Consider the following 25,361-nt stretch of genomic DNA (forward strand, 5'->3'; position numbering starts at 1 on the left):
GTATTGCCTCCAGTGTTTGGCGCCCGCTATGTGACGCCGTAGACACCATGAAGGGTACGGGTGGGACGGCCCCCCGCGTGGCTGACCCGCCCGTCCGCCGGCCGGCCGGCGGCCCGGAGCCTGCCGGAGCGAGTACAACGATCAGCTATCCGTGCCCCCGAGAGTCAGCCACCGAGGCATTTCGTGGGTGCATACTGGGGGCAATGACTAAGCCTGCTGCACCGAAGCGTCATTTGCCCACCAGCCCCTTCAAGGCCCCGGTCGCGCCCGCTCCCAAGCACTTCGCGGTGGGCGACCAGGTCACGCACGACATCCACGGTCTCGGGCGGGTAGTCGACGTCGACGAGGGAACCGCGGTCGTCGTGGATTTCGGCTCGGCGCAAATGCGGATCTTGAGCCCGTACAGCAAGATGACCAAGCTGTAGGACCGCTGTGCCGGGTCACGGCACGCCAGGGCCCTTCAGGGGGTCCTGTTACGAAAGGGAAACCTCTCATCGATGTGACGTCGCTGTTCTCCGCCCCGGAAGGGCAACCCCGCGGTACCACCGCAGCGTCGCCGTCTCCGACGACGAACCCCTTCCAGGCCCCGGACTTCGGGGAGGACGAGACCTTCGTTCCCGAGGACGTACAGGAGCCCGCCTCGGGCATGCGCGCCCCGCGGCCCAAGCGCACGTAGCCCCCACGGGTGCCGGCGGTTCCGCCGGCACGCAGAGGGACCACCACGGAACCAGGCCCGTACTCAGCCGCTGACGGATCCGCAGCTGAGGTTGACCACGGTCCCCGTGATGGCGCCCGCCCGGTCGGACGCCATGAAAGCTGCCGTCTCCGCCACTTCGGCCAGTTTCGGCAGCCGGCGCAGCGCGGTGCCGCGTTCCATGTAGGCCTTCACCGTGGGGCTGTCCTCGGGATCGGGCTCGGCGTCGTCGATCATGCCCCAGGACACCCAGGCTTCCGGGATGCCGTCCGGGCGCAGGCAGACGACGCGTACGCCGCGCGGTCCGACCTCACCGGCCAGGTGCCGGGAGAGCAGTTCCACGGCGCCGCAGGCGACGCCGAAGCCCCCGGTCGCATGGAAGCCCTGGTCCCGGCCGGAGAGGTGCGCTGCCGCCGTGGAGAAGGTCACGATCACCCCCGAGCCCTGTTCGGCCATGTACCGGGCCGCGGTCGTCGCGGTGACGAAGTTGGCGGTGGCCGCGGTGGTGATCGGCGTCAGGAAGTCGTCCACGGACATACCGGTCAGCGGCGTGCCCTGCAGGTCACCGCGGATGCTGACCGCGTTCACGGAGACGTCGAGCCGGCCCGTCGTCCGGACCACCTCGGCGGCGTGCCGCTCGACCGCCTCCCGGTCGAGCGCGTCGACCTGGGCGACGTCGGCCCGGCCGCCGGCGGACTCGATCTCCCCGGCCAGCTCCTCCAGCCCGGCGAGCCTGCGACCGGTGAGGAAGACCCGTGCCCCCTCCCGGCCGAAGGTTCGGGCCACGGTCCGCCCGACCGCACCGCCCGCGCCGTAGACGACCGCGGTCTTGTTCTCCAGCAGCATGTCCGGTCCCCCTGATCAGAATCAGTGTCGATCGTGCGGGCACACTAGACGCCGGTACCGACAGACGGACTCCCGTGTGCCGTTCCGGCGCGCCTGCGGAGCCGGCCGGAAGCGTGAGGGACATCGCCCGGGTACTCGTTTCCGCCCAGGGGTGGACGGCTGGCAAGATGGGGTGTATCTGCCCACACATCGAACGCCGGACGGTTTCTCTTGGCTGAGTTCATCTACACCATGCGCAAGACGCGCAAGGCGCACGGCGACAAGGTGATCCTGGACGACGTCACCCTGAGCTTCCTGCCCGGCGCGAAGATCGGTGTCGTGGGGCCCAACGGCGCCGGCAAGTCCACCGTGCTCAAGATCATGGCGGGACTGGAGCAGCCGTCCAACGGCGACGCGTTCCTCTCGCCCGGCTACTCGGTCGGCATCCTGCTGCAGGAGCCGCCGCTGGACGAGTCCAAGACCGTGCTGGAGAACGTCCAGGACGGCGTGGGCCCGGTCAAGGCCAAGCTGGACCGGTTCAACGAGATCGCCGAGCTGATGGCGACCGACTACTCCGACGCGCTGCTCGACGAGATGGGCAAGCTGCAGGAGGACCTGGACCACGCCAACGCCTGGGACCTGGACGCCCAGCTGGAGCAGGCGATGGACGCCCTCGGCTGCCCGCCCGGCGACTGGCCGGTGGTCAACCTCTCCGGTGGTGAGAAGCGCCGCGTCGCGCTCTGCAAGCTGCTGCTGGAGGCCCCCGACCTGCTGCTGCTCGACGAGCCCACCAACCACCTGGACGCCGAGTCCGTGCAGTGGCTGGAGCAGCACCTGGCCAAGTACGCGGGCACCGTCGTGGCGATCACCCACGACCGGTACTTCCTGGACAACGTCGCCGAGTGGATCCTCGAGCTCGACCGCGGCCGCGCCTACCCGTACGAGGGCAACTACTCCACGTACCTGGAGACCAAGCAGTCCCGTCTCAAGGTCGAGGGCCAGAAGGACGCCAAGCGCGCCAAGCGGCTCAAGGAAGAGCTGGAGTGGGTCCGCTCCAACGCCAAGGGCCGCCAGGCCAAGTCCAAGGCCCGCCTCGCCCGGTACGAGGAGATGGCCGCCGAAGCCGAGAAGATGCGCAAGCTCGACTTCGAGGAGATCCAGATCCCGCCGGGCCCGCGTCTGGGCAGCATCGTGGTCGAGGTCAACAACCTCTCCAAGGCGTTCGGCGACAAGGTCCTCATCGACGACCTGTCCTTCACGCTGCCGCGCAACGGCATCGTGGGCATCATCGGCCCCAACGGCGCCGGCAAGACCACGCTGTTCAAGATGATCCAGGGCCTGGAGGCCCCGGACGCCGGCACGATCAAGGTCGGCGAGACGGTCAAGATCTCCTACGTCGACCAGACCCGCGCCAACATCGACCCCAAGAAGACCCTCTGGGCGGTCGTGTCGGACGAGCTGGACTACATCAACGTCGGCCAGGTCGAGATGCCGTCCCGCGCGTACGTCAGCGCCTTCGGCTTCAAGGGCCCGGACCAGCAGAAGCCGGCCGGCATCCTGTCCGGCGGTGAGCGCAACCGCCTCAACCTGGCGCTCACCCTCAAGCAGGGCGGCAACCTGCTGCTCCTCGACGAGCCGACCAACGACCTCGACGTCGAGACCCTGTCCTCGCTGGAGAACGCGCTGCTGGACTTCCCCGGCTGCGCCGTGGTCGTCTCCCACGACCGCTGGTTCCTGGACCGGGTGGCCACCCACATCCTCGCCTACGAGGGCGACTCCAAGTGGTTCTGGTTCGAGGGCAACTTCGAGTCGTACGAGAAGAACAAGGTCGAGCGCCTCGGCCCGGACGCGGCCCGGCCGCACCGCGCCACCTACAAGAAGCTCACCCGGGGCTGAGCGGGAGATGGCCCGGCACATCTACCGCTGCCCGCTGCGCTGGTCGGACATGGACGCCTTCGGGCACGTCAACAACGTGGTCTTCCTCCGCTACCTGGAGGAGGCCCGGATCGACTTCATGTTCCGGCTGGCGCCCGGGGAGGGCAGCGAGTCGTTCACGGGCGGGTCGGTCGTCGCCCGCCACGAGATCGACTACCTGCGCCCGCTGGTGCACCGGCACGAGCCGGTGACGGTGGAGACGTGGGTGACCAAGGTGGGGGCCGCCTCACTGACCGTCGCGTACGAGGTCAAGGACGCGGAGGCGGTCTACGTGCGCGCCTCCACGATCGTGGTGCCGTACGACCTCGAGAAGGGCCGGCCGCGCCGGATCACGGCGGAGGAGCGGTCCTTCCTCGAGGGGTACTTCGACGACAGCGCGGGCTCGCCCGGTGACGCCGGCAAGGGGGCCGTCGCCGCATGACGGCACCCCTGCGACTCGCCGATGCCAGGGAGGCGGACGGTTTCGCCGCCTTCCTGGCCCGGCTGCTGCGCTGGGACAAGGCCGCCGTCGTCCGGCTGCGCGCCTCGGGCACGGTGCTCGCCGTGTTCGGGCAGCCGCCGTTCGGCGGCGGGGTCCTGGCCGTCCGCACGGCCGAGCTGGACGGGGCCGCCGGCGATCTGGACTCGACCGTCTCGGCCGGGCAGTTGCTCGACGGCATCGACGAGGTGACGGGCACGTTCGCCGTGCCCGCGGCCGTCACCGGGCCGGCCTGGGCAGGACTGCTCCCGCCGCGCGGCGGCTGGGAGCGGGTGCGGGGCCTGCCGTCCGAGGAGGACGTGCGCGCCGTGGCCGCCGCCGCGGTGACCGAGTTCCGCGACCGCAGTGAGGCACTGCGGCCGGAAAGCCGCACCCGCGCGGAGCTGGACGCCATCGCCGACGACATCTGGTCCCGGCAGCTCGGCGTCACCGGCCTGCCGCTGCGGGTGGTCCACGCCGCCCACGCGCTGGGCTTCCTCCGCCCGGTGCGCACCCCCGTCCCGGCACCGCGTGCGGGCGGCCGGCCGGCGGTGGAGCTGCTCACGGTGGGGCCGTGGCTGCGGCTGCGCACGCCGTACGGCTCGGTCGCGGTCCGGCGCGGGGCGCCGGGGCTGTCGGTCAGTCCGGTGTGATCATCCCGCGGTGTTCACCATCGACGCCGCCGCGTAGACCAGGTAGTCCCACAGCTGCCGCTCGTGGTCGGGCTCCAGTTCCAGCTCGTCCACCGCGGTCCGCATGCGCCGCAGCCAGGCGTCGTGGGCGGCCTGGTCGACCCGGAAGGGCGCGTGGCGCATCCGCAGCCGGGGGTGTCCGCGGTTCTCGCTGTACGTGCGGGGACCGCCCCAGTACTGCATGAGGAAGAGCCTCATGCGCTCCTCTGCGGGCCCGAGGTCCTCCTCCGGGTACATGGGGCGCAGGACCGGGTCCTCGGCGACACCTTCGTAGAAGCGGCGGACGAGCCGCCGGAAGGTCGGCTCGCCGCCGACCGACTCGAAGAACGTCTGCTGCTCGACGGTGCCCCGCGGGATCTCATTCACGCCTCCCATGCTCTCAGACGGCCCGCGTTGTCCGGAGGGGGTCACCGTCGCAGAGTGGTCGTATGACGGATGGCGACCGGTACGCCGCGGCGGCGGTGCCGTTGCGGGCCCGGCTGGTGCGCCGGATCGCCGCGGCCGGGGGGCTGGCGGACCCGCGGTGGCGGGCCGCGTTCGAGGAGGTGCCGCGCCATCTGTTCGTCCCCGTCTACCACCGGCCCCGCTCCGGCGGAGGGTTCACCCGGCTGTCGGCGGACGACGCCGACCCGCGCGGCCGGTCCCGCTGGCTGTCCGGCGCCTACGCGGACGTACCGCTGATCACCCTGGTCCGGGACGGGGAACTGGTCTCCTCCAGCAGCCAGCCTTCGCTGATGGCCGCCATGCTTGGGGCGCTGCGGGTCGAGGACGGGCACCGGGTGCTGGAGATCGGCGCCGGGACCGGGTACAACGCCGCGCTGCTCGCGCACCGCCTCGGCACCGGGGCGGTGACCAGCGTGGACCTCGACGCGGAGATCACCGAGGCCGCCCGCGCGCACCTGGCCGCGGCGGGGCGCCGGGCGACGGTGGTCACCGGGGACGGGGCGCTGGGCTGCCCGGACCGCGCGCCGTACGACCGGATCGTCGCCACCTGCGAGCTCCCGTCGGTGCCGGAGGCGTGGCCCCGGCAGTGCCGGCCCGGCGGGCTGATCCTCGCGCCCTTCGCGGGCGGGCTGATCGCGCTGCGCGTGACGGGCCCGGAGCGGGCCGAGGGGCGCTTCCTGCACACCCCCGCGTACTTCGTCTCGTTGCGGGGCGCCGGCGCGGCCCCGCGCCGGGCGGCCGCCGGCACCGACGGCACCCCCGGGCGCAGCCGTGCCAGCGACACCCCGCCGCGGGTCCTGGAGGACGAGCTGTTCCGCTTCCTGCTCGGCCTGTACGCCGGGGACGCCGAGGTCCACTGGACCCCGGGCGGCCCCACCGTCACGGCCGCCGACGGCTCCGCCGCGCACGCCGCCCGGGACGGCACGGTCCGGCTCACCGGGCCGCGGGACCTGTGGGCCGCTGTCGAGGAGGCGTACGCCCTGTGGCGCGGCCAGGGGCGGCCGCCCCGGGACCGCTTCGGCATGAGCGTGGCGGAGGGCCGCCAGTGGACCTGGCTGGACCGCCCGGACGGGCCGCACCGCTGGGAGCTGCGGCCCGCGCCGGGAACGGCCGGGGTCAGTCGCGGACGATCGTGATCGTCGTCCAGGCGCCGACGTGGACGCGGTCGCCGTCCGTCAGCGGGACGGGCACGAAGGGGTCGATGGGGTCCTCGCCGCCGTTGACGGTGGTCCCGTTGGTGGAGCCCTGGTCCACCACTGACCAGCTGCCGTCGGGCTGCTCCACCAGCACGGCGTGCTTGTGGGAGACGCCCGGGTCCTCGGGCGCCCGGGACAGGTCGATGTCGGGGGCCACGCCCGTGCTGTGCCGGCGCCGGCCGACGGTGACCTGGGGGCCCGCCAGCGGCATCCGCTGCTCGGGGGAGTAGGAGGGGAAGTACAGGCCGCGTGCCTCGGGGCCGCTGCGGGCCATCATGTCGGTGAAGTAGTCCCGGTCGGCGGCGATCACGGCGGTCCAGGTGCGCGGGCCCGCCTGCGGGGGCCCGGGGTCCGGCGGGCTCGGCGGGGTGAGCAGGAAGTCGCCCGAGCCGGAGGTCACCGACTCCGGGGCCAGCGGCTCGGCAGGGCGGTTGATCTGCGACGGGCGGGACCGCTGCGACTCGTAGCGCTGGTACGGCGGCCCGTCCGGCGGATAGCCCGGGGAGGAGGGCGGCGCCTGCGGGACGAAGGTCGTCCCGGCCTGGGTGACGAAGTTGTAGCGGCACTCCTCGCAGAACTGGGCGTATCCCTCGCGCGGGGTGCCGCAGTTGGGGCAGGGCTCTGCGGCGGCGGTGGCGTCCGGGTCGTAGCCGAACCCGCCCTGGCCGTACCCGGGGTCGTACGCCGGTTCATGGGCGGGCTCGTAACCGGGCGCGTGGCCCGGGGAGTAGCCGCCGGAGTACGGGGGCGCCGGCGGCGGCGCCGCGTACGTGGGCGGCGCGGACGACGGGCCGGGGACGGAGGGGGACGGTGGCGCGGACATGCGCATCCCGCACACCTCGCACCAGTCGTCCGTCGTGGACTGGTGACCGTTCGGACAAGTCGACATGTCGCGCTCTCCCCCTCTGCCCCGCCCTGTCCCGCTGCTCTATTTCTTCACGCGGACGGTCTTCGTCGAACGTGTCTCGAGGGTCATCTCGTCCGCGTCGGCGACCCGGGCCTTCAGCCGCACAGTACCCGTCGCCGCGTCCACCACGTCCACGACCTTGGCCAGCAGCTTGGCGGTGTCCTCGTTGCCGGAGTCGCTGGCCAGCTGCACCGCCCGGCCGAGCTTGGCGGTCGCGGAGTCGAGGTCGCCCTGCTTGCGGGCCTCCAGGCCCTGCTGGATGACCTGGGCCAGCTCCGCCTGCCCGGTGTAGTGGGCGACCTGCGGGTTGATCCGCGTGGAGGCCGCCATGTCGTCCGTCCACACCGCACGCACCAGCCCCTGGCCGAGCACGCGCGCGGTGCCGTCCGGCTGGGGCAGGACGAGGGAGATCCGGGCCGCCAGCATCTCCTGGCCGACGCCGGCCGCCGGCACCACCACGTTGACGTGGTAGTCGCGCGACTCGTCGCCCCAGGAGCCCGTCGGGTAGTCGCCCGCGCGCGGACCGGCCTCGGTGCGGCGGGCGGTGAGGTCCTCCACCGTCGGCGCGACCTGCTTGACGTACCGGATCTCCGCGCCCTGCGGGGTCCACAGGCGCAGGGCCACGTCCGCGACCTCCTTGCCCATCGCGGTCTCCATCATCTGCCGGAAGTCCGCCTCGAGCCCGGACGGGTCGGCGACGATGTCCACCGTGCCGAGCAGCGCGGAGGCGATCCCGGTCAGCTCCTTGACCTCCCAGTCGGTGCCGACGCCACGCGCGTCGCAGGTGAAGCGGCCCGCGCAGGCGTCAAGCGCGGCGCGCAGTACCTCCGGCTTCTCGTGCTCGTTGCGGCCGTCGGTGAGCAGGATGCCGTGCCGTATCGACACGTCGGAGGTGGCCAGCAGCCGGTCGGCCAGCCGCAGCCAGGTGCCGATCGCGGTGCCGCCGCCCGAACTGAGGCGGCGCAGCGCATCCTTGGCCTGGTGCCGGGTGGCCGGGTCGGCGACGGCCAGACCGCCGTTCGCCGGGTAGACCTCCTTGGCCTGGTGGGTGCCGGCGACCACGGCGAAGGCGACGCCGTCGCGGATGGTGTCGATGGCGGCGGCGGTCGCGTCGCGGGCGCTGCGCATCTTGGTCGGCGGGTAGTCCATGGAGCCCGAGCAGTCCACCATGATCACCACGGCCGCACCGGGCGCGGAGCCCGGCACGTCGCCGGGCGCGTGGGTGGCCAGCGGCAGCCCGCCGGTGGTGCCGCCGCCGGTCGAGGTCACGGTGACGATCGCGTTGACCTCGCGCCCGCCCTCCGGAAGGAACTCGTTCTGGTAGATGTCGACGGAGAACTGCGGCACGTTCGACTTGGAGAAGTTGGCCATCGGGTGCGCTCCTTGCGCTTGTTCAACCTTCGGAAGAGAGCATCAGGGAGAGGTCACGCGGCCGGGAACGGCAGCACGGCGACGGTGATGTTGTCGTGGCCGCCACCGTCGATGGCGACCCCGACGAGCGTGCGGGCGCACGTCAGCGGCCGGGCGCGGGCGTCCTCGGGCACCACGGAGGCCAGCTCCGCGGCCGACTCCGCGTAGTTCCACAGTCCGTCGGTGCACACCACCACTACACCCGGTTCGTCCGGTTCGAAGGAAGCGGTGTGCGGGTCCAGTTCCACGGCGTCCGCGCCGAGCCAGCCGGTGATGGCGTGGGCCCGCTCGTCCGCGTACGCCTCGGCCTGGGTCATCAGGCCCATCGCCACCATGCGTTCGGCCCACGAGTCGTCCTCGGTGAGCCGGGAGGCGGGGGTGGAGCGGTCGTCGGGGATCCAGTAGGCACGGCTGTCCCCGATCCAGCCCACGGTGAAGGTCTTGCCGGAGGTGATCGTACTGACGCAGGTGCACGCGGGCGCGTTGTGGTGGCGCCGGGCCTCCTCCTCGGGGGTCTCGGCCGCCAGGTCGGTCACCGCCTGGGCGGCGACGAGCAGCGCGTCGCGCATCGCCTCCTCGGGGTGGGCGCCGCGGGCGAGGGACCGCACGAGGGAGGTGCTCGCGGTGCCCGCGGCCGTCTCCGAAGCGTCGTCGGGACGGTACGCGGAGGACACCCCGTCGCACACCACGGCGACGACGGCGGGCGTGCCGTCGGGCAGCGCGGTCGTCGCCAGCGCGAAGGCGTCCTCGTTGCGGTGGTGCCGCAGGCCCCGGTCGGTCACGGCGGCCACGCCGTCGCACTCCTGCTCCTGGTGGTCCCGGGGCCGGGGCTGTGCGTGCCCGCAGTGCTCGCAGTAGCCGTCCCCGTCGACGTCGCCCATGCCGCAGGCGACGCACCGCGGCGAGGCCGCGGACGTCCCGCCCGGGGACGGGTCCAGCCGCGGATCGGTGATCCGCGCCCGGGGCAGGTCGGCGGTGCCCAGGCCGAAGGCGAGCGTGTCGGTGTCCCTCCCCGGCGGGGCCAGCTCGTACGAATCCGGCTCACCGCCCGGCGGTCCGGGGGCGGCGGCGGGGTCGGGCGGCGCCAGTTCGTACGCGTCCGGTTGCCGGGGCGCGGACAGGTCGGCGCCGCAGACGCCGCAGAACTTGTCGTCGGATTCCAGAGGCTCGCTGCACTCCGGGCAAACGGTCTCGTGCGGCATGGCGGTTACACCCACGTCCGGGGGCGGAGGCGGTTGGCCCGCTCCACCAGATCGATCCTTGTGCGGCCCTGGTCGGCGAGCCGGGCCAGTACCCGGTACGAGTGTTCCAGGCCGAAGCGCAGCCCCCGTTCGTCCAGGTCCCGGCCCAGGAGCCCGGGCGTGGCGGATCCGGCGGAGGGGGCGCCGGCCGCGCCCTGCTGCCCGGCCAGCACCCAGTCCAGCGCGCTGCCCAGCACCTCGGTGGTCAGCTGCTCGCGCAACCGCGTGTCCAGCCCCAGCCGTTGCAGGTCCTCGACCTGCCGGGCCGCGGCACGCAGGTCGTCCAGGAGCGGCTCCTGCGGGGCGCGTCCACGCAGCCGCGCGCGGACGGCCGCCACCCGCGCGGCCGTGTAGTGGATCGAGGACTCGGGGACCGACTCCAGGGCGGCCACCGCCCCCGCCCGGTCGCCCGCGGCGAGCCGGACGCGGGCCAGGCCGAAGGCCGCGCTCACGTAGCTCTGGTCGGTGGTCCACACCAGCCGGTAGTACTCGGCGGCGTTGTCCAGCTGGCCCAGCACCTCGGCGCAGACGCCGAGCGCCAGCTTCGGGGCGGGCTCGCCGGGGAAGGCGTCGTAGACCGCGTCGAAGGACAGCGCGGCGGTGCCGTCGTCACGGGTGACGAGCGCGGCCAGACCGCGGTGCCACACCACGCGCCAGTCGTCGGGATGCTCCTCCTGCAGTCTCCGCAACTCCTCGACGGCCGTGGGCGCGTCGTCGTTGTCGAGCCGGGCGCGCACGGTGCGCAGCCGCAGCTCCGGGGACCGCACCGGCGCCGCCTGCAGCGCGGCCACCAGCTCGGACGGCGCGGCGGCCGCGAGTCCGGCCAGGAAACCGGCGTTGGGGTCGGCGGGGTCGACGTGCGGCACGGGCAGCGAGAGCGCCGCGGCCCGTACGTCGAGCGGCGAGACGGCGGGCCCGGCCGCCAGGGCCGGCGGGGCGGTCCGCTGGGCGGGCACGGTGAACGGGGTGCCCGGCACGGTCGCGGCGTACCCGCCGGGGCCGGGCACCGGTGCCGGCGACGGGGGCAGGGCAGGAGCGGCGGCCGTCGCGGCGGGCAGGGCGGGCGCGGCGCCCCTGCGGTCGCCGTTCGTACCGTTCGCGCCGCGGTCGCCCAGGGTGGAGGCGTCCTCGGCGGCCGCCAGCAACTCGGTGTCGACTACCCGCAGTTCCGGGCCGAACAGGGTGGAAAGCGCGGGCCGCGGCTTGCCGGTGCCGAGCGCGACGACCTCGCGCAGCACGCCCAGCAGCTGCTCGCTCATCTCCTCCGCCGAGCCGAAGCGCCGGCCCGGGTCGGGGTCGGTGGCACGGACCAGCAGCCGGTAGAAGGACTCGTAGCGGGAGAAGACCTCGATGCCGTCCGGGTCCGGCAGGCTGTCCGCGAACACGTTCGTGTAGCCCTGGAAGTCGAAGGTGAGCACGGCCAGCGTCCGCGCCACCGTGTACAGGTCCGAGGCGACGGACGGGCCGACCTCGGGCACCTCGGGCGCCTGGTAGCCGACCGTCCCGTAGATCGGGCTGTCCTGGTCGTCCATCCTGCGGACGGCGCCCATGTCGATGAGTTCCAGCCGGTCCTCGGTCTGGATGGCGTTGTCGACCTTGAAGTCGCAGTAGAGCAGGTTGCGGCTGTGCAGGTGGCCGAGGGCGTCCAGCGCCTCGATCGCGTAGGCGATGGCCTGGTCGACGGGGAGCGGCTCGCGTCTTCCGTCGGCGCTGCGGCGCTCGTTGGCGATCTCCTTGAGGGACTTGCCGCCGACGTACTCCATGACGATGTAGCCGTCGAGGGTGCCGCCCCGCGGGTCGAGGTGCTCGACGAAGTTGTAGATCCGCACGATGTTGGGGTGCTCGATCTCGGCGAGGAAGCGGCGCTCGGAGACCGCCGCGGCCAGCGCGTCCTCGTCACCGGTGTCGAGCAGGCCCTTGAGCACGACCCAGCGGTCGCTGACTGCCCGGTCCACGGCCAGGTAGATCCAGCCCAGGCCGCCGTGCGCCAGGCAGCCCACCACCTCGTACTGCCCGTGCACCACGTCGCCCGCCCGCAGCTTGGGCGTGAACGAGTACCGCTGGCCGCACTTGGTGCAGAAGCCCTCGGTGCGCCCGGGACGGTCCCCGCGGCTGCGTCCGACCGGCGCCCCGCAGTCGCCCTTGCTGCAGAACCGCTTCCGCTCGGGGACCTGCGGGTCGTGCAGCACCGCGGCGGCCGGGTCCGGCCGGGGGATGGGCGGTACGGTCACCAGGCCGGCGCCCAGTTTGCCCCGGGTCGGGCCGCTGGAGCCGGAGCGCGAACTGCGCACGGAGACGGAGGCGGCGCCGCTCGTGCTGCCGCTGAGCGAACGGGACAGCCGCCCCGACACCGAACGGCGCGAGGAGCGGGACGAGCCCGAGGTCCGCGACGAGCGCGAGGAGGCTGCGGAACCCGGTCCGGTCCCCGCGGTCCGCGACGGCTGCGACGGCTTCGACGAGCCCCCGCCCCCGCCCGGGCCGGCGGCCGCACCCGCCGCCGCGGCGAGCGGCGCCAGCCCGCACGTGTCGCAGAACAGCTCACCGCCGCCGACGTCCTCGATCGTCCCGTCGCAGCCCGGACGCTGGCAGTTCATCGTGCATCCCCCCTGTGGTCGGCAGGTCCCGCCTGCCCCGGCACCAGCAGCTCGGCAACGGCCTGCTGATAGCGCAGCACCGCGTGCTCCGCGGCGCGCAGGTCGCACGGCGCGCTCCACAGGAGACGCCGTGCGTGGTCGTACCGCTCCATCAGGAGCGGGTCCTCCGCCATCCCGTGACGCGCCACCTTCGCCCGGTACGCGTCGAGCCGGCCGCGCAGCTCGGCGCGGACGGCCAGCGGCGCGGTGACCGCGGTCAGCGACTCGCGGGCGCGCAGCAGTTCGTCGTCCGCGCGCTGTTCGAGGCCGTCCAGCAACGGGGAGAGACGGTGCCACTGGCCGGTCCTGCGGAAGTCGACCGCGGCGGAGAGCTGATCGTGCAGCGCGACCGGCGCCCCGCTCACCGCGGGCACCTCCGAGGCCGCGATCTTGGCGAGCACCTCGACCCGGGCGCTGCGCGCCTCGGTGAGGGTGCGGTCGGCGCGCGACAGGACGTCCCGCAGCCGCATCAGCCGGTGGTCGGCGTCGTCGCGGACGTGCAGCACGGCCTCGACCTCACGCCGTATGTCCTCCAGGGTCCGCCCGGCCCGGTCGTAGCGCCCGGTGTCGGGCCGGCCGCCGGACCAGAAGGCGAGCGGGTCGGAGACCACCTCGGCGCGCAGCGCCGCCAGCGAGTCCAGCATCCCCGCCAGGTCGTCGCCCGAGGGGTGGGTGCCGGGGCGCACCCCGACGGACTCGGCGAGCGAACGGACCCGCTGCGCCTCCGCGATCAGCAGGTCGATGCGCGCGGGCAGTGCCGACCACACCGCGTCGGCTGCGGACACCACGTCCATCACCTGCGCGTACCACTCGTTCATCCGCGCCAGCAGCTGCTCCAGGCTGACCCGTTCGCTCAGCCGGGCCGGACCCGTCAGGCCCCGTGCCGCTTCCGGCACGGCGCCGCCGGAGACGGTCACGCCGGAGCCGCGCAGCAGCTCGGTCAGTTCCCGCAGTTCGCTCTGGGTGGGCCAGCGGCGCCGGCCGCGCAGGGCCCGGGCGGTGACGAGGGCCTCCGTGTACGTGTCGAAGTGCGCCCACAGCAGGGCGACGGCCTGCTCGGCCGCGGCCCAGCGCTCCTTGGTGGCACCGCTCAGCGCCGCGCCCTCCAGCAGTCTGCGGCCGGAGTGGTCCTGCAGCGCGAGCAGGGACGCCTCGATCGCGTCCCGCTCGTCACCGAGCCGTGCCAGGGCACGGTCGGCGTCCTCACGGCTCATCGCCGGTCCGGATGGTCCCGCGACCGCCATCGCACCTTCCTTCTCTCCCGCCGGTCCCCGTGCTTGGCGTCAGTCCTTGTAGAGCGGTTCCGGTGGCCCCTCGATGCCCGGAAGGTCCGCCTCCAGCCAGGTACGGTACGCCTGCATCCACGGACTGTCCGCGCCACCGCTGCGGTAGTCCTCCAGCACCCTGTTGACCCGGCGCACCAGGTCGGTGTCCTTCTCGTTCATCGCCACGCCGTAGTACTCGGTGGTGACCGGGGTGCCCACCAGCCGCACCGCCGGGTCCTGGGCGGCCTGGCCGGCGGCCAGCGCGTTGTCGGTGAAGACGGCGTCCGCCTCGCCGAGTTGCAGCATCACCAGGCAGTCCAGCTGGTTCGCCACGAGCAGGACGCGGGGCTGCAGCCGCTCCTTCTCCTTCTCCAGCTCGGCCTGCCCGGTGCTCCCCTGGGCGACGCAGATCCGTTTCCCCTCCACGGAGGAGTCGAACCCCTTGATGGTGGACCCCTGGCGGGGGACCAGCAGTTGCTGCCCCGCCTCGAAGTAGGCGGTGGAGAAGGCGATGTGCTTCTCCTTGATCCGTTCGCAGGTGATGCTCACGGTGCGCACCAGCAGGTCCACGTCACGGTTGTTGACGGCGTCGAAGCGCTTGGCGGTCGGCACGGTCTTGTAGAGGATCGCGTCCTCGCTGCCGAGGATGTCCTTGGCGATGGCCTTGGCCAGGTCGATGTCGAAGCCGACGATCTTCCGGGAGACCGGGTCGCGGTAGCTCCAGCGGTAGCCGTTCTGGTCGACCCCGATGACCAGTTTGCCGCGCTTCTTGATCCGTTCGATCGCCGGTCCGCTCGCGGAGGACGGCCGCAGACTCGCCTCCGGGTGGCCGCCGCAGTCGTCGTCGGCCGTGGCCTTCCCCGGCGCGGCGGCCGGCGTCCCGGTGGCCGCCGCCCGTGCCTCGGGCCGGTCCCGGTCCCCGGACGTGCCGTCCTGCAGCGGCAGCGCGGCGCCGGCGGCCGCTGCCGCGCACAACGCGGCCGCCGAGACCACGGCCGCCCAGCCCCGCACGCGCCATCCACGCTCCTGGCGTCCCATCAGCCGCCTCCCCCCGCTCACCGGTACTCCGACAGCCGGCGCCCGATGCCGAGCACGGCGCCCGCGGCGCCGAGCACCGCCAGCAGCGCGGCACCCGCCACCAGCCCGTCCAGCGCGCCGCGCCCGTCGGCGGCCGCCCGTTCGAACTCCTGCTGCTCGTGGTCGACGGCGTCGGCGAGGTTGTTGTCGACCTCGTCGAAGCAGAAGCCGGTGAACTGCTCGGGCCGTTGCCCGTTCTCGTACGTGCCGCCGATCGTCTGGGCCACGGCGTCCAGGTAGTTGCCCGCGTCGTCCTTCTCGCGGGCCTCGCCGTGCAGTCCCCACCAGGCCTTCGCGGCCTCCATCGCGGACGTGATGCTCTTGCGGCCCTGGTCGTCGTCGGCGAGGTCGAGCGCCCGCGCCAGCAGGCCCGTCCGCCCGTCGGCGTCCGTGCCCGCCAGGCCCTGCAGTTGCTTGTCGTACGCCGTGCTGTAGGCGTCCCCGCCGCCGCGGGCCACGAGCGTCAGGTTCTCGTTGCCCCGGGCCTGCAGGGTCTGGATCCGGGCCTCGTTGAGGACCTGCAGCGACCGCGCGCCGTGCGCGTAGGAGTCGTCCAGCCGGGCACGGGCGACGCCGTGCCCGGCGACCAGCCACAGCAGCACCACGGCGGTGGCCACCGTGCCGGCGAGCATGCCCGGGTTGAACACCCGGTGGGTCCGCCGGTACGAGCGCCGCTGCGCCCACACCAGTGCGACCAGCGCGACGAGGCCGAGGCCCCAGGCGGCCAGCGGCAGGGCCTTGGCGTCCTGGTAGTCCTCGCCCAGCCGTGCGGTCTCGATCGTCCACAGCTGCTTGGCGTCCGGGAGGATCTCCTCGCTCATCATCTTGTTGGCGCGCCGCAGGTACGCCCCGCCGACCGGGAAGCCCTGGCGGTTGTTGGCGCGGGCCCGTTCGACCAGGCCGGTGTAGACCGACAGCCGCTGGTTCAGTCGCTCCAGGCGGGCCTGCGCCTGGGCGGAGTCCTCGGAACTGGCCGCGGCGTCGGCGATGTTCCGCGAGGCGATCTCGATGTCCCGGGTGTACCGCTCGCGGTCCTGCGCGGGGTCGTCGCCGCCGGCGAGGAAGCCGCCGGCGGCGGTGGCGTCCGCGTCGGCGAGCGAGCGGTAGATGTCCGCGGCCCGGGCGCTCAGCGGCTCGCTGTGGTGGATCACGTCGTCGGCCGCGGCGGCGCGATCGGTGATCTGCCACGCCGTCACCGCGCCGAAGGCGACGACGAGCAGGGCCAGCAGCGCCCCGATGATCCGCAGCCGTCCCGGTTCCGTGGTGGCCGCGGCGCGCCACACCCGTAGTTGCTCCACCCATGCCCGTGGCCGCCTGCCGCCGGGTGCGGGCGTGTCCGCCCGCACGGTCGGCGACTGCGTCTCCATCGGCGTCCGTGTCACCTGCCGGCCCTCCCCCCGACCCGTTCCCCCGCGCGTACGCGCGACGAGCCCATGACCAGCAGTATGGCCGTCGTCACCGGCATCCACCCAGGGATTGCGTGGATCTTGCCGTCCGTACAGCCCGTCCGCCGCCCGCCTGGTCCCCCCGCGCGCCGCCCCCTCGCAGCTCACCACGCACGGGGAGGGCGTTCGGTTCCCCCGGCGTGCGCGCCGGTTATGACACGGAGCCCACCGATGCGTAGTGCGCCCGCAGCCGGGCGTGCGCCTGCGCCGCCGCGCCGGTGGCGTCCAGGCCCAGCAGGGCGGCGCCCAGCACCGGCGGGGAGGTCACCACCTTGGGGACGGCCTTGGGCGCCGCGGCGGCCAGCAGAGAGATCACGGAGTCCATCAGCAAGGGGTGGCGGGCGGCCAGCACTCCGCCGCCGAGGACGACGTCGGTCTCCTCGTCGAGCAGGTCGAGCCGGCGCAGCGCGACCGTGGCCATGACCACGATCTCCTCGGCCTGCCGCTCCACGATGGCCCGGGCGACCGGGTCGCCGGCCTGCGCGGTCGCGAAGAGGACGGGGGTCAGCTCGTGCTTGCGGGAGATCGCGAGGTGGCCCAGGTGCAGGGCCTCGATCAGGGCGTACATCGAGGTCAGCCCGAAGTGCCCGGGCAGCGCGGCGGCGAGCGCGGTGGCGCCGCCGCGGCCGTCCTCGGCGCGCGCCGCCCACCACAGGGCCTCGTCGGCCAGGCCCGCCCCGCCGCCCCAGTCGCCGGACAGGTGGCCGATGGCCGGGAAGCGGGCCGTGCGCCCGTCCGGGAGCATGCCCGCGCAGTTGATGCCGGCGCCGCACACCACGGCGACCCCGCGCGGCCCGTCGACGCCCGCGCGCAGGAGGGCGAAGGTGTCGTTGGCGACACGGGTGGTCCCGCCCCAGCCCCGGGCGTGGACGGCAAGTTCGAGCTGCTGCTCCTCCACGGGGAGGTCGGCGTTGGCCAGGCACGCGGAGACGTGCCGCACCAGCGGCTCCCCGGGACGCGGGGCGAGGCCGGCGGCGTCGGCGGCCCGCTCGACGATGCGCGCGATCACCTCGACCGCCGCCTCGGTGCCGACGATCTGCGGCTGGAACCCGCCGCCGCGGGCGGTGCCCAACACCGTCCCGTCGGCGGCGACGAGGGTGACGTCGGTCTTGCTGTTGCCCGCGTCGACGGCGAGCACCCCGTCGACGACGAGAGGGTTCAGGCCCACGCGAGGTGCTCCCGGTTGTGCGCGATCAGACGGTCGGTCAGGGCCTCGGCGTACTCGTACTGGCCGACGAGGGGGTGCGAGAGCAGGGCCTTGAAGACCCGGTCGCGCCCGCCGTGCACGGCGGCGCTCAGCGCCAGGTCCTCGTAGGCGGTGACGTTCGCGACCAGACCGCCGAACAGCGGGTCCAGGGGCGGGACGGGCAGCGGGTGCGTCCCGTTCGCGTCCACGGTGGCCGGGACCTCGATGACGGCGTCGTCGGGGAGGAGGGGGAGGGTGCCGTTGTTCAGGGTGTTGACGACCTGGACGTCGCCGGTGTCCCGCAGGAGGGAGGAGGCGAGGGCCACGGCGGCCTCGGAGTAGTAGGCCCCACCGCGCCGGGAGAGCAGCTCCGGCTTCTCGTCGAGGGTCTCGTCCCCGTACATCCCCAGCAGTTCCGCCTCGATGGCGGCCACCTCGGCGGCCCGGGACGGCTTGGTCCGCATCTCCCTCACGACCTCGTCGTGTGCGTAGTAGTAGCGCAGGTAGTACGAGGGCACCACGCTCAGCCGGTCCAGCACCGGGCGGGGCAGGTGGAGGTCGGCGGCGATGGCGTCGGCGTGCTCGGCGAGCAGCTTCGGCAGGACGTCCTCGCCGGCGGGACCGCCGAGCCGGACGCCGCGTTCCCAGGTGAGGTGGTTGAGGCCCACGTGGTCCAGGTGGACGTCCTCGGGCGCCACGCCGAGGAGCCCGGCGAACTTCCGCTGGAAGCCGATGGCGACGTTGCACAGTCCGACGGCCTTGTGACCGGCCTGCAGCAGGGCGCGGGTGACGATGCCGACCGGGTTGGTGAAGTCGATGATCCAGGCACCGGGGGCGGCCCGGCGGACCCGCTCGGCGATGTCCAGCACCACCGGCACCGTGCGCAGCGCCTTGGCCAGCCCGCCCGCGCCGGTGGTCTCCTGGCCGACGCAGCCGCACTCCAGCGGCCACGCCTCGTCCTGCGCCCGGGCGGCCTGGCCGCCCACGCGCAGTTGCAGCAGCACGGCGTCGGCCCCGGCCACGCCCGCGTCCAGGTCCGAGGTGGTGGTCACGGTGCCGGGGTGGCCCTGCCTGGCGAAGATCCGCCGGGCGAGCCCGCCGACCAGCCGCAGCCGGTCCTCGGCGGGGTCGACCAGGACCAGCTCCTCGACCGGCAGGGTCTCCCGCAACCGGGCGAAACCGTCGATGAGTTCCGGGGTGTACGTGGACCCGCCGCCCACGACCGCCAGCTTCATCCTTTGACTCCCGTCAACGTCACGCCTTCGATGAAGGCCTTTTGCGCGAAGAAGAAGACGACGATCACGGGTGCCATGACCAGCACCGTGGCGGCCATCGTCAGGTTCCAGTTGGTGTGGTGGGCGCCCTTGAAGGACTCCAGGCCGTAGCTCAGGGTCCAGGCGGCCGGGTTCTCGCTCGCGTAGATCTGCGGGCCGAAGTAGTCGTTCCAGCAGTAGAAGAACTGGAACAGCGCCACCGCGGCGATGGCGGGCTTGGCCATCGGGAGCACGACGCTCAGCATCGTGCGCAGTTCGCCGCAGCCGTCGACCTTCGCCGCGTCCGTGTACTCCTTGGGGATGGTGAGCAGGAACTGCCGCAGCAGGAAGATGGTGAACGCGTCGCCGAAGGCCATCGGGATGATCAGCGGCCACAGCGTGCCCGACAGGTGCAGCTGCTTCGCCCAGAACAGGTACATGGGCACGATGACGACCTGCGGGGGCAGCATCATCGTGGAGATCACCAGCATCATCGACAGGTTCCGCCCGCGGAAGCGGAACTTGGCCAGCGCGTAGGCGACCGGCGTGCTGGACACGACGGTCAGCACGGTCCCGAGGCCCGCGTACAGCAGGGTGTTGCGCCACCAGGTGAGGAAACCCGGGGCGTCCCAGACGGTGCCGAAGTTGCCCCACTCCCAGGTCCTGGGCCACAGGTCGCGGGTGAGGGCCTGGTTGTCGCTCATCACCGCGGTGAGGAAGACGAAGACGAACGGCAGGACGAAGAAGAGCGCGGCGGCGATGCCGAGGGCGTGCACCGCGATCCAGTGCAGCGCCGCCTTGCGGGCCGCGGTGCGCCGCGCACCGGAGGGGAGTCCGGTGGCGGACGCCGGGGCGGAGGGGGCGAGGGTCGCGTGGGTCGTCATGGGTGTCAGTCCTCCGCCGTCAGGAAGCCGCTGCGGCGGCGCATCAGGAGCGCGGTGAAGGCCATGGAGAGCGCGAAGAGCACGAGGGCGATCACACAGGCCGAGCCGGTGTCGAAGCGCTGGAAGCCGAGGTTGTAGACCAGTTGCGGCAGGGTCAGCGTGGACTTCTCCGGGTAGCCGGGTTCGAACTGCTGGCCGGAGCCGCCGATGATGCCGCTGGCGACCTTCCCGGCGACCAGGGGCTGTGTGTAGTACTGCATCGTCTGGATCACCCCGGTCACGACGGCGAACATCACGATGGGCGAGATGTTCGGCAGCGTGACGTAGCGGAACCGCGACCAGGGGCCGGCGCCGTCCAGCTCGGCGGCCTCGTACTGCTCCTTGGGCACGTCGAGCAGCGCCGCCATGAAGATGACCATGAGGTCGCCGATGCCCCACAGGGCCAGCAGCGTGAGGGCGGGCTTGGACCAGGACGGGTCGTTGAACCAGCCGGGCGTCGGCAGCCCGGCGCTGCCCAGCAGGTGGTTGACCGGCCCGGTGCCGGGGTTGAGCAGGAAGGCGAAGGCCATGGTCGCGGCCACCGGCGGGGCCAGGTAGGGCAGGTAGAAGGCGGTGCGGAACAGCCCCGCACCCGTCTTGATCTTCGTGATCAGCAGCCCGATCCCGAGCCCGAACACGACCCGCAGGCTGACCATGACGACGACCAGCCACAGGGTGTTGCGCAGCGCCGGCCAGAAGAACGGGTAGTCGTTGAAGACGTACGACCAGTTCTTGAGGCCGTTCCAGGTGGGGGCGGTGAAGCCGTCGTACCGCATGAAGGAGAAGTAGACGGTCGAGACCAGCGGGTAGGCGAAGAAGACGCTGAAGCCGATCAACCAGGGCGAGAGGAAGGCGAGGGTGCGAAGCGCCTCGCGGCGGCGCTTCGCCCTCAGCATCGGGTGGACGGTGCTCATCAGCGGGCCTGCGCGATGTCCTTGTCGACCTGCTCGTCGACGCCCTTGAGGCCGGCGGCCAGGTCGGTCTGCTTGCCCGCCTCGTAGGCGTAGCCGAAGTCCTGCAGCGTCAGCTGGTAGGTGCCGCCGTTGACGCTCGCGGGGGTGGTGGTGCTGTTGGGGTTCTGCGCGATCTCCACGAAGGTGCGGAAGAGGGGATCGGCGTCTAGCTCCGGGGACTTCAGCGCGGCCAGCGTGGACGGCACGTTGTGGATGGCGTTGGCGAAGCTCACCACCGCGTGGGTGTCGGTGGTCATGTACTTCACCAGCTCCCAGGCGGCGTTCTTCTTGGCGCTGGTGTTGGCGACGCCGATGATCGTGCCCGACAGGTAGCCCTTGCCGTAGGTGTCGGCCTGGTCGTCCGGCACGGGGAAGGGGGCGACGCCGATCTCGAACTTCGTGCCCGCCTCCCCGGCCATGCCGGCCCGCCACTCGCCGTCGATGGCCATGGCCACCTGGCCGGTGTGGAAGGGGTTCTTGGCGCCCCACTCGTCACCGAAGCCCGACCGGTACTTCTCCAGCTTCTTGAAGCCGCCGAGCGCCTTCACCATGTCCTGCTGCCAGGTGAACATGGCCGCGAAGCCCGGGTCCTTGGCGACGCCGGACTTGCCGTCGGCGTCGAAGTACTTCGCGCCCCACTGCGCGGCCAGGTGCGTGGTGGTGGACTCGTAGCCGTGGAAGTTCGGCATGAATCCGAGCTGGGAGTAGGAGTCGCCCTTGCTCTTGGTGAGCTTGACCGCGTCGGCCTTGAACTCCGAGAGGGTCTTCGGCGGGGAGGTGATCCCGGCGGCCTTGAAGGCGTCCTTGTTGTAGTACAGCCCGTAGGCGTCGCCGAGCAGCGGCAGCGTGCAGCGCTTCCCCTCGAACTGGGTGTACTCCAGCATCGGCTTGGGGAAGGTCGCGGCCGGGTCGATGCCGGACTTCTTCAGGAACGGGTCCAGGTCGGCGAAGGCGTTGGACGAGCAGAACTTGCCGACGTTGTCGGTGGTGAAGGAGGAGACGACGTCCGGGGCGTTGGGGCCGCCGGCCCGCAGCGCCTGGTTGATCTTGTCGTCGGTGATGTTGCCCTGCACCTTGACGTGGATGTTGGGGTGGGCCTTCTCGAACGCCTTGACGTTGGCGTCGATCGCCTTCACCTCGCTCGGCGCGGACCAGCCGTGCCAGAAGGTGATGGTCACGTCCTTGCTGGGGTCGTCGCCTGCGGTGTTGTTGCCGGAGCCCGTGCACGCGCTCGTCAGCAGGGTTATCGCGGCGGCGGCTGCGACGGCGGCCGCGGCCGTCTTGGTGGAACCGGACACTTCGCTTCCTCCGGGGGACTTCGGGCGGTTCGAGGGTGTGCGAGACCGGCGGAGGGACCCGCGGGGGGTCCGTCCGCTGCGTGTGCGGGTGGGTGGATGGGCCGGTGCGTTCAGCGCGAGGTGTCGAACACCTCGTCGCGGGTGGTGGCGAGGGCGCTCTGCAGCGCCCCGGACAGGACGGGGTCGTTCGGTACGCCGCCGAGCACCAGCCGGGGCCGGGGCACGGCCAGGTCGGCCAGTTCGGACTGGACCAGGCAGCGCAGCGGCTCCCCGCCCGCGGCGATCACCCCGCCGGCCAGGACGATCAGTTCGGGGTCGAGGACGGTCACCAGCGAGGCCAGCCCGATGGCGAGCCCGGTGGCGAAGCGCCGCAGCAGCTCCGCGTGCGCGTCGTCGCCGGTCCCCGCCGCCGCGGCGAGCAGCGCCGAGGCGCCCTCGGCCTGGGTGCCCCGTGGCACGGCGAGTCCCAGTTCCCGCGCGATGCGCAGCACCGCGTTGCAGCCGGCCAGTTCCTGGAAGCCGCCGGCGTTGGCCTTGGCGACGTGCCGGACCAGGGGGGTCCCCGGCACCGGCATGAAGCCGACCTCGCCGGCACCGCCGGTCCAGCCGCGGTGCAGCCGGCCGCCGATCACGATGGCCGCGCCGATGCCCTCCTCGTTCCACAGCAGGACGAAGTCGTCGTGGTCCCGGGCCGCGCCGAGCCGCTGCTCGGCGACGGCGGCGAGGTTCACGTCGTTGTCGTACTCCAGGGGGACGGGCAGGGCGGCGGCCAGCTCGTCCAGGAGGGTGGGGGAGTGCCAGCCGGGGAGGTGGCTGGCGTAGCGCAGCCGGCCGGTGCTGGGGTCGAAGGCGCCGGGGGTGCCGACGACGATCCGGTGCAGGTCGGTGCGGTGCAGCCCGGCCGCCTTCACCGCGCCGTCGACGGCCTGGACGACCTGCTCGACGGCGCCGCCCTGGGCGCGCCGGCCGCGGCCGGGGGCGGCGAGCTCGAACACGCCGGTCACCCGGCCGGTGATGTCGGCGACGGCGGCACGGATGCGCTCGGTCGTCACGTCGAGGCCGGCGACGTGCGCGGCCGCGGGGTTGACCGCGTACAGCTGGGCGTTGGGCCCCGGGCGCCCGGCCGTCGTGCCGGTTGCGAGGACCAGCCCGGCCGCTTCGAGACGGGCGAGCAGCTGGGAGGCGGTGGGCTTCGACAGGCCGGTGAGCTTGCCGATCCGGGTACGGGAGAGCGGGCCGTGTTCGATGAGCAGGTCGAGCGCGGCGCGGTCGTTCATCGCCCGCAGTACGCGCGGTGTGCCGGGGGTACCAGGTGTGCCTGGGCTTCCGGGGGTACCGGCCACGGTCTCGTCCTCCCTCGTCGTGACGGCTCGCGCCGCAGGCTACGGCACGGGGCTGATGGGCTGGGTGGGGTCAGGGGGGCTGGTGTGCCCGGTGGTGGTAGTTAGGAAACTTTCCTGTTGGTGAAAGGCAAGGTAGGCGCCCGTGGCCGGAGCGTCAAGGGCGGTTCGCGAGGTCGGCGCCAAAGCGTTACCGGCCGCACCGCGGCACGCAAAAGGGGCGCCGGGCGGTGCCCGGCGCCCCTGGTGGGCGGTGTCGCTACTTGACGGTGCTCGGCTGGGACGGCGCCGGGGCCGTGGCCAGCGGCTGGGCCGCCAGGGCCTGCGGGGAGGCGGGGTTGGCCAGTGCGGACGGCGGGGCGACGGCGGACGAGGGGTCGGCCGGTTCGGCCTCCTCCGCCGCCTGCGGGGTTCCGCCGACGATCGCGATCCCGGCCGCGTCGAAGGCCCGCTTGATCCTCCAGCGCAGTTCCCGGGCGACCGCCGCCGACTTGCCCGGCATCGTCTTGACCTGCGCCTGGATCAGCACCGAGTCCGAGGTCACCGCCTCCAGGCCCAGCACCTCGACCGGCTCCCAGAGCACCTCGTCCCACGGCTGGTCCTTGGCCATGGCGGCGGCGGCCTCCTCGATCACCGTGCGGGCCCGGTCCAGGTCCTCCCCGTAGCCGACCTGGACGTCCACCACGGCCGTCGCCCAGCCCTGGCTGAGGTTGCCGATCCGCTTGACCTCGCCGTTGCGGATGTACCAGATCTCGCCGTTGTCGCCGCGCAGCTTGGTCACCCGCAGTCCGACCTCGACCACGGTGCCGCTGGCGACGCCCGCGTCGATGACGTCGCCGACGCCGTACTGGTCCTCCAGGATCATGAAGACCCCGGAGAGGAAGTCGGTCACCAGGTTCCGCGCGCCGAAGCCGATCGCCACACCGGCCACCCCCGCGCTGGCCAGCAGCGGAGCCAGGTTGATCTTCAGCACGGACAGCACCGTCAGTGCCGCCGTCCCCATGATCACGAACGAGGCCACGCTGCGCAGCACCGAGCCGATCGCCTCGCTGCGCTGCCGCCGCCGCTCGGCGTTGACCAGCAGCCCGCCCAGTGCGCTCGTCGCCGCGACCTCGGCGCCGCGGTTCATGCGCTCGATGAACTTGGTGATCATGCGGCGGACGACGGACCGCAGCACCAGCGCGATCACCATGATCAGCAGGATGCGCAGCCCGGCGGAGAGCCAGTCCGCCCAGTTCTGGCTGATGTAGTCGGCGGCGTCGGTCGCGCTCTTCTGGGCGTCGTCGATCGTCGTGACGGTGGACGGCGAGGGGGACACGGGCGGAAACCTCCGGGTTGGGCAGGCTTCCCACACTAACGGGGGAGGCGAAGTGTCCCGTTGTGTTGTTCGAGCGCGACGTGCGGTGATTCAGGGCATGTAAAAGGGGTGTGGTTGAAAACACCCTCGCTCCGTTACCCGGTCATGGTGGCGCCGTGACCGGGCTTCCGGAGAGACTGTGGGCAGATCGTCCCGGCGCGAGCCACGCGCCGCCGGCGTAAAAGGAGGCACCCGTGCCGCATGTCCTGGTCCTCAACGCGTCGTACGAGCCGCTCGGCGTCGTACCGCTCCGCCGCGCGCTCATCCTCGTGCTGAACAAGAAGGCCGTGTGCCTCGAGGAGTCCGGCGCCTATATGCACAGCGCGACCTGTACTGTCCCCGCTCCGAGTGTCGTCAAGCTCACCAAATTCGTCCGAGTCCCCTTTCGCGGCCCCGTGCCCCTGACCCGGCGGGCGCTGTTCGCGCGGGACGGCGGCCGGTGCGCGTACTGCGGAGGCGTCGCAACCAGCGTCGACCACGTGATCCCGCGCAGCCGCGGAGGCCAGCACACGTGGGACAACGTGGTCGCGGCATGCCGCCGGTGCAACCACCTCAAGGCCGACCGCCATGTCGCCGAGCTCGGCTGGCGGATGCGTAACCAGCCCGCCCCGCCGTCCGGTCTCGCCTGGCGGATCATCGGGACGGGGCATAGGGACCCGCGCTGGCTGCCATACCTGCAGCCATTCGGCGCGGAGGACGCCATGGCCCGGATCGACGGCATATCCGCCTGAGACCGGGCCTTCGTGTTGTCCTGAACCGTCCCGGACCGGGCTCAGGGCCCCGGACCGCACCCCCGTGCCGGTCCGGGGCCCCTTCCCGCGCCCGCCGGC

At 72.8% G+C, this 25,361-nt stretch carries 22 protein-coding genes; 6 read left to right on the forward strand and 16 right to left on the reverse strand.

Annotated features, from left to right (window positions below):
• Positions 1-203: 203 nt before the first annotated feature.
• Positions 204-425, forward strand: a complete 222-nt coding sequence (locus ABZ312_RS13365) for a hypothetical protein (protein WP_499511942.1) — start codon at positions 204-206, stop codon at positions 423-425.
• 314 nt (positions 426-739) lie between these two features.
• Here the strand turns inward: ABZ312_RS13365 and ABZ312_RS13370 are convergent, their stop codons facing one another.
• Positions 740-1,540, reverse strand: a complete 801-nt coding sequence (locus ABZ312_RS13370; RefSeq protein WP_500356927.1) for an SDR family NAD(P)-dependent oxidoreductase — start codon at positions 1,538-1,540, stop codon at positions 740-742.
• Positions 1,541-1,750: 210 nt separating this feature from the next.
• Between ABZ312_RS13370 and ettA the strand changes: the two genes are divergently transcribed.
• From ettA to ABZ312_RS13385, 3 genes are read left to right on the forward strand one after another with little or no spacing between them, the layout of a single operon-like run.
• Entirely contained in the window at positions 1,751-3,415 is a 1,665-nt protein-coding gene (ettA, locus tag ABZ312_RS13375; RefSeq protein WP_500322862.1) for an energy-dependent translational throttle protein EttA, read from the forward strand.
• Positions 3,416-3,422: 7 nt separating this feature from the next.
• Positions 3,423-3,875 carry an acyl-CoA thioesterase gene (locus ABZ312_RS13380; protein WP_499511938.1) on the forward strand — a complete coding sequence of 151 codons (453 nt, stop codon included), beginning with the start codon at positions 3,423-3,425 and terminating at the stop codon, positions 3,873-3,875.
• Positions 3,872-4,564 carry a DUF8010 domain-containing protein gene (locus ABZ312_RS13385; protein ID WP_500322863.1) on the forward strand — a complete coding sequence of 231 codons (693 nt, stop codon included), beginning with the start codon at positions 3,872-3,874 and terminating at the stop codon, positions 4,562-4,564. Before ABZ312_RS13380 ends, ABZ312_RS13385 begins: the two co-directional genes overlap by 4 nt.
• Here ABZ312_RS13385 and ABZ312_RS13390 read toward each other — a convergent pair whose 3' ends face one another.
• Complete coding sequence (locus ABZ312_RS13390) at positions 4,565-4,969, reverse strand: globin (protein WP_500359270.1); 405 nt, start codon at positions 4,967-4,969, stop codon at positions 4,565-4,567. It abuts the gene before it with no gap.
• A 62-nt stretch (positions 4,970-5,031) separates the two neighbouring features.
• On the opposite strand from ABZ312_RS13390, the gene ABZ312_RS13395 reads away from it, so the two are divergent.
• The gene (locus ABZ312_RS13395) at positions 5,032-6,183 is read left to right on the forward strand and encodes a methyltransferase domain-containing protein (RefSeq protein ID WP_500322866.1); all 1,152 of its coding nucleotides are present in this window, start codon (positions 5,032-5,034) and stop codon (positions 6,181-6,183) included.
• Here the strand turns inward: ABZ312_RS13395 and ABZ312_RS13400 are convergent.
• The 14 genes from ABZ312_RS13400 to ABZ312_RS13465 form a co-directional block, all read right to left on the reverse strand.
• Entirely contained in the window at positions 6,164-7,072 is a 909-nt protein-coding gene (locus ABZ312_RS13400) for an FHA domain-containing protein (protein ID WP_500323051.1), read from the reverse strand. The genes ABZ312_RS13395 and ABZ312_RS13400 overlap by 20 nt on opposite strands.
• A gap of 99 nt (positions 7,073-7,171) precedes the next feature.
• A complete protein-coding gene (locus ABZ312_RS13405) occupies positions 7,172-8,521 on the reverse strand; it encodes a vWA domain-containing protein (RefSeq protein ID WP_500322868.1) in 1,350 nt (449 codons plus the stop codon).
• Between the two features lie 53 nt (positions 8,522-8,574).
• On the reverse strand, positions 8,575-9,762 hold the full coding sequence (locus ABZ312_RS13410; protein WP_500437650.1) for a protein phosphatase 2C domain-containing protein: 1,188 nt from the start codon (positions 9,760-9,762) through the stop codon (positions 8,575-8,577).
• A gap of 5 nt (positions 9,763-9,767) precedes the next feature.
• Positions 9,768-12,395: a serine/threonine-protein kinase gene (locus ABZ312_RS13415; protein ID WP_500437652.1), complete on the reverse strand. Its 2,628-nt coding sequence runs from the start codon at positions 12,393-12,395 to the stop codon at positions 9,768-9,770.
• Entirely contained in the window at positions 12,392-13,678 is a 1,287-nt protein-coding gene (locus tag ABZ312_RS13420; RefSeq protein WP_500322872.1) for a hypothetical protein, read from the reverse strand. Before ABZ312_RS13420 ends, ABZ312_RS13415 begins: the two co-directional genes overlap by 4 nt.
• Before the next feature lie 39 nt (positions 13,679-13,717).
• The gene (locus ABZ312_RS13425) at positions 13,718-14,737 is read right to left on the reverse strand and encodes a glutamate ABC transporter substrate-binding protein (RefSeq protein ID WP_500359268.1); all 1,020 of its coding nucleotides are present in this window, start codon (positions 14,735-14,737) and stop codon (positions 13,718-13,720) included.
• A 17-nt stretch (positions 14,738-14,754) separates the two neighbouring features.
• On the reverse strand, positions 14,755-16,143 hold the full coding sequence (locus tag ABZ312_RS13430; protein WP_500323052.1) for a GlnX family signal transduction membrane protein: 1,389 nt from the start codon (positions 16,141-16,143) through the stop codon (positions 14,755-14,757).
• Between the two features lie 229 nt (positions 16,144-16,372).
• Positions 16,373-17,389, reverse strand: a complete 1,017-nt coding sequence (locus tag ABZ312_RS13435; RefSeq protein ID WP_500322875.1) for an N-acetylglucosamine kinase — start codon at positions 17,387-17,389, stop codon at positions 16,373-16,375.
• Positions 17,380-18,642 carry a 6-phospho-beta-glucosidase gene (locus ABZ312_RS13440; protein WP_500437654.1) on the reverse strand — a complete coding sequence of 421 codons (1,263 nt, stop codon included), beginning with the start codon at positions 18,640-18,642 and terminating at the stop codon, positions 17,380-17,382. The genes ABZ312_RS13435 and ABZ312_RS13440 overlap by 10 nt, the downstream gene beginning before the upstream one ends.
• Positions 18,639-19,544, reverse strand: coding sequence for a carbohydrate ABC transporter permease (locus tag ABZ312_RS13445; protein WP_500322877.1), 906 nt, complete (start codon positions 19,542-19,544; stop codon positions 18,639-18,641). The genes ABZ312_RS13440 and ABZ312_RS13445 overlap by 4 nt, the downstream gene beginning before the upstream one ends.
• Positions 19,545-19,549: 5 nt before the next feature.
• The gene (locus ABZ312_RS13450) at positions 19,550-20,497 is read right to left on the reverse strand and encodes a carbohydrate ABC transporter permease (protein WP_500322878.1); all 948 of its coding nucleotides are present in this window, start codon (positions 20,495-20,497) and stop codon (positions 19,550-19,552) included.
• Positions 20,497-21,834, reverse strand: coding sequence for an ABC transporter substrate-binding protein (locus tag ABZ312_RS13455; RefSeq protein ID WP_500322879.1), 1,338 nt, complete (start codon positions 21,832-21,834; stop codon positions 20,497-20,499). Before ABZ312_RS13455 ends, ABZ312_RS13450 begins: the two co-directional genes overlap by 1 nt.
• Before the next feature lie 110 nt (positions 21,835-21,944).
• The gene (locus ABZ312_RS13460) at positions 21,945-23,111 is read right to left on the reverse strand and encodes an ROK family transcriptional regulator (protein ID WP_500322881.1); all 1,167 of its coding nucleotides are present in this window, start codon (positions 23,109-23,111) and stop codon (positions 21,945-21,947) included.
• 322 nt (positions 23,112-23,433) lie between these two features.
• Entirely contained in the window at positions 23,434-24,492 is a 1,059-nt protein-coding gene (locus tag ABZ312_RS13465; protein WP_500437656.1) for a mechanosensitive ion channel family protein, read from the reverse strand.
• A 233-nt stretch (positions 24,493-24,725) separates the two neighbouring features.
• Here ABZ312_RS13465 and ABZ312_RS13470 point away from each other — a divergent pair, with 233 nt between their 5' ends.
• A complete protein-coding gene (locus ABZ312_RS13470; RefSeq protein WP_499511921.1) occupies positions 24,726-25,262 on the forward strand; it encodes an HNH endonuclease in 537 nt (178 codons plus the stop codon).
• Positions 25,263-25,361: the final 99 nt, after the last annotated feature.

Source organism: Streptomyces sp. NPDC006207 (assembly GCF_040613835.1).
Lineage (GTDB): Bacteria > Actinomycetota > Actinomycetes > Streptomycetales > Streptomycetaceae > Actinacidiphila.

What these genes read in the sequence shown, in the direction of transcription:
- ABZ312_RS13430 (WP_500323052.1), bottom strand. Translation starts at nt 16,143, where the DNA reads ATGGAGACGCAGTCGCCGACCGTGCGGGCGGACACGCCCGCACCCGGC.
- ABZ312_RS13370 (WP_500356927.1), bottom strand. Translation starts at nt 1,540, where the DNA reads ATGCTGCTGGAGAACAAGACCGCGGTCGTCTACGGCGCGGGCGGTGCG.
- ABZ312_RS13450 (WP_500322878.1), bottom strand. Translation starts at nt 20,497, where the DNA reads ATGAGCACCGTCCACCCGATGCTGAGGGCGAAGCGCCGCCGCGAGGCG.
- ABZ312_RS13445 (WP_500322877.1), bottom strand. Translation starts at nt 19,544, where the DNA reads ATGACGACCCACGCGACCCTCGCCCCCTCCGCCCCGGCGTCCGCCACC.
- ABZ312_RS13385 (WP_500322863.1), top strand. Translation starts at nt 3,872, where the DNA reads ATGACGGCACCCCTGCGACTCGCCGATGCCAGGGAGGCGGACGGTTTC.
- ABZ312_RS13415 (WP_500437652.1), bottom strand. Translation starts at nt 12,395, where the DNA reads ATGAACTGCCAGCGTCCGGGCTGCGACGGGACGATCGAGGACGTCGGC.
- ABZ312_RS13395 (WP_500322866.1), top strand. Translation starts at nt 5,032, where the DNA reads ATGACGGATGGCGACCGGTACGCCGCGGCGGCGGTGCCGTTGCGGGCC.
- ABZ312_RS13410 (WP_500437650.1), bottom strand. Translation starts at nt 9,762, where the DNA reads ATGCCGCACGAGACCGTTTGCCCGGAGTGCAGCGAGCCTCTGGAATCC.
- ABZ312_RS13400 (WP_500323051.1), bottom strand. Translation starts at nt 7,072, where the DNA reads ATGCGCATGTCCGCGCCACCGTCCCCCTCCGTCCCCGGCCCGTCGTCC.
- ABZ312_RS13440 (WP_500437654.1), bottom strand. Translation starts at nt 18,642, where the DNA reads ATGAAGCTGGCGGTCGTGGGCGGCGGGTCCACGTACACCCCGGAACTC.
- ABZ312_RS13420 (WP_500322872.1), bottom strand. Translation starts at nt 13,678, where the DNA reads ATGGCGGTCGCGGGACCATCCGGACCGGCGATGAGCCGTGAGGACGCC.
- ABZ312_RS13405 (WP_500322868.1), bottom strand. Translation starts at nt 8,521, where the DNA reads ATGGCCAACTTCTCCAAGTCGAACGTGCCGCAGTTCTCCGTCGACATC.
- ABZ312_RS13365 (WP_499511942.1), top strand. Translation starts at nt 204, where the DNA reads ATGACTAAGCCTGCTGCACCGAAGCGTCATTTGCCCACCAGCCCCTTC.
- ABZ312_RS13380 (WP_499511938.1), top strand. Translation starts at nt 3,423, where the DNA reads ATGGCCCGGCACATCTACCGCTGCCCGCTGCGCTGGTCGGACATGGAC.
- ABZ312_RS13460 (WP_500322881.1), bottom strand. Translation starts at nt 23,111, where the DNA reads ATGAACGACCGCGCCGCGCTCGACCTGCTCATCGAACACGGCCCGCTC.
- ABZ312_RS13425 (WP_500359268.1), bottom strand. Translation starts at nt 14,737, where the DNA reads ATGGGACGCCAGGAGCGTGGATGGCGCGTGCGGGGCTGGGCGGCCGTG.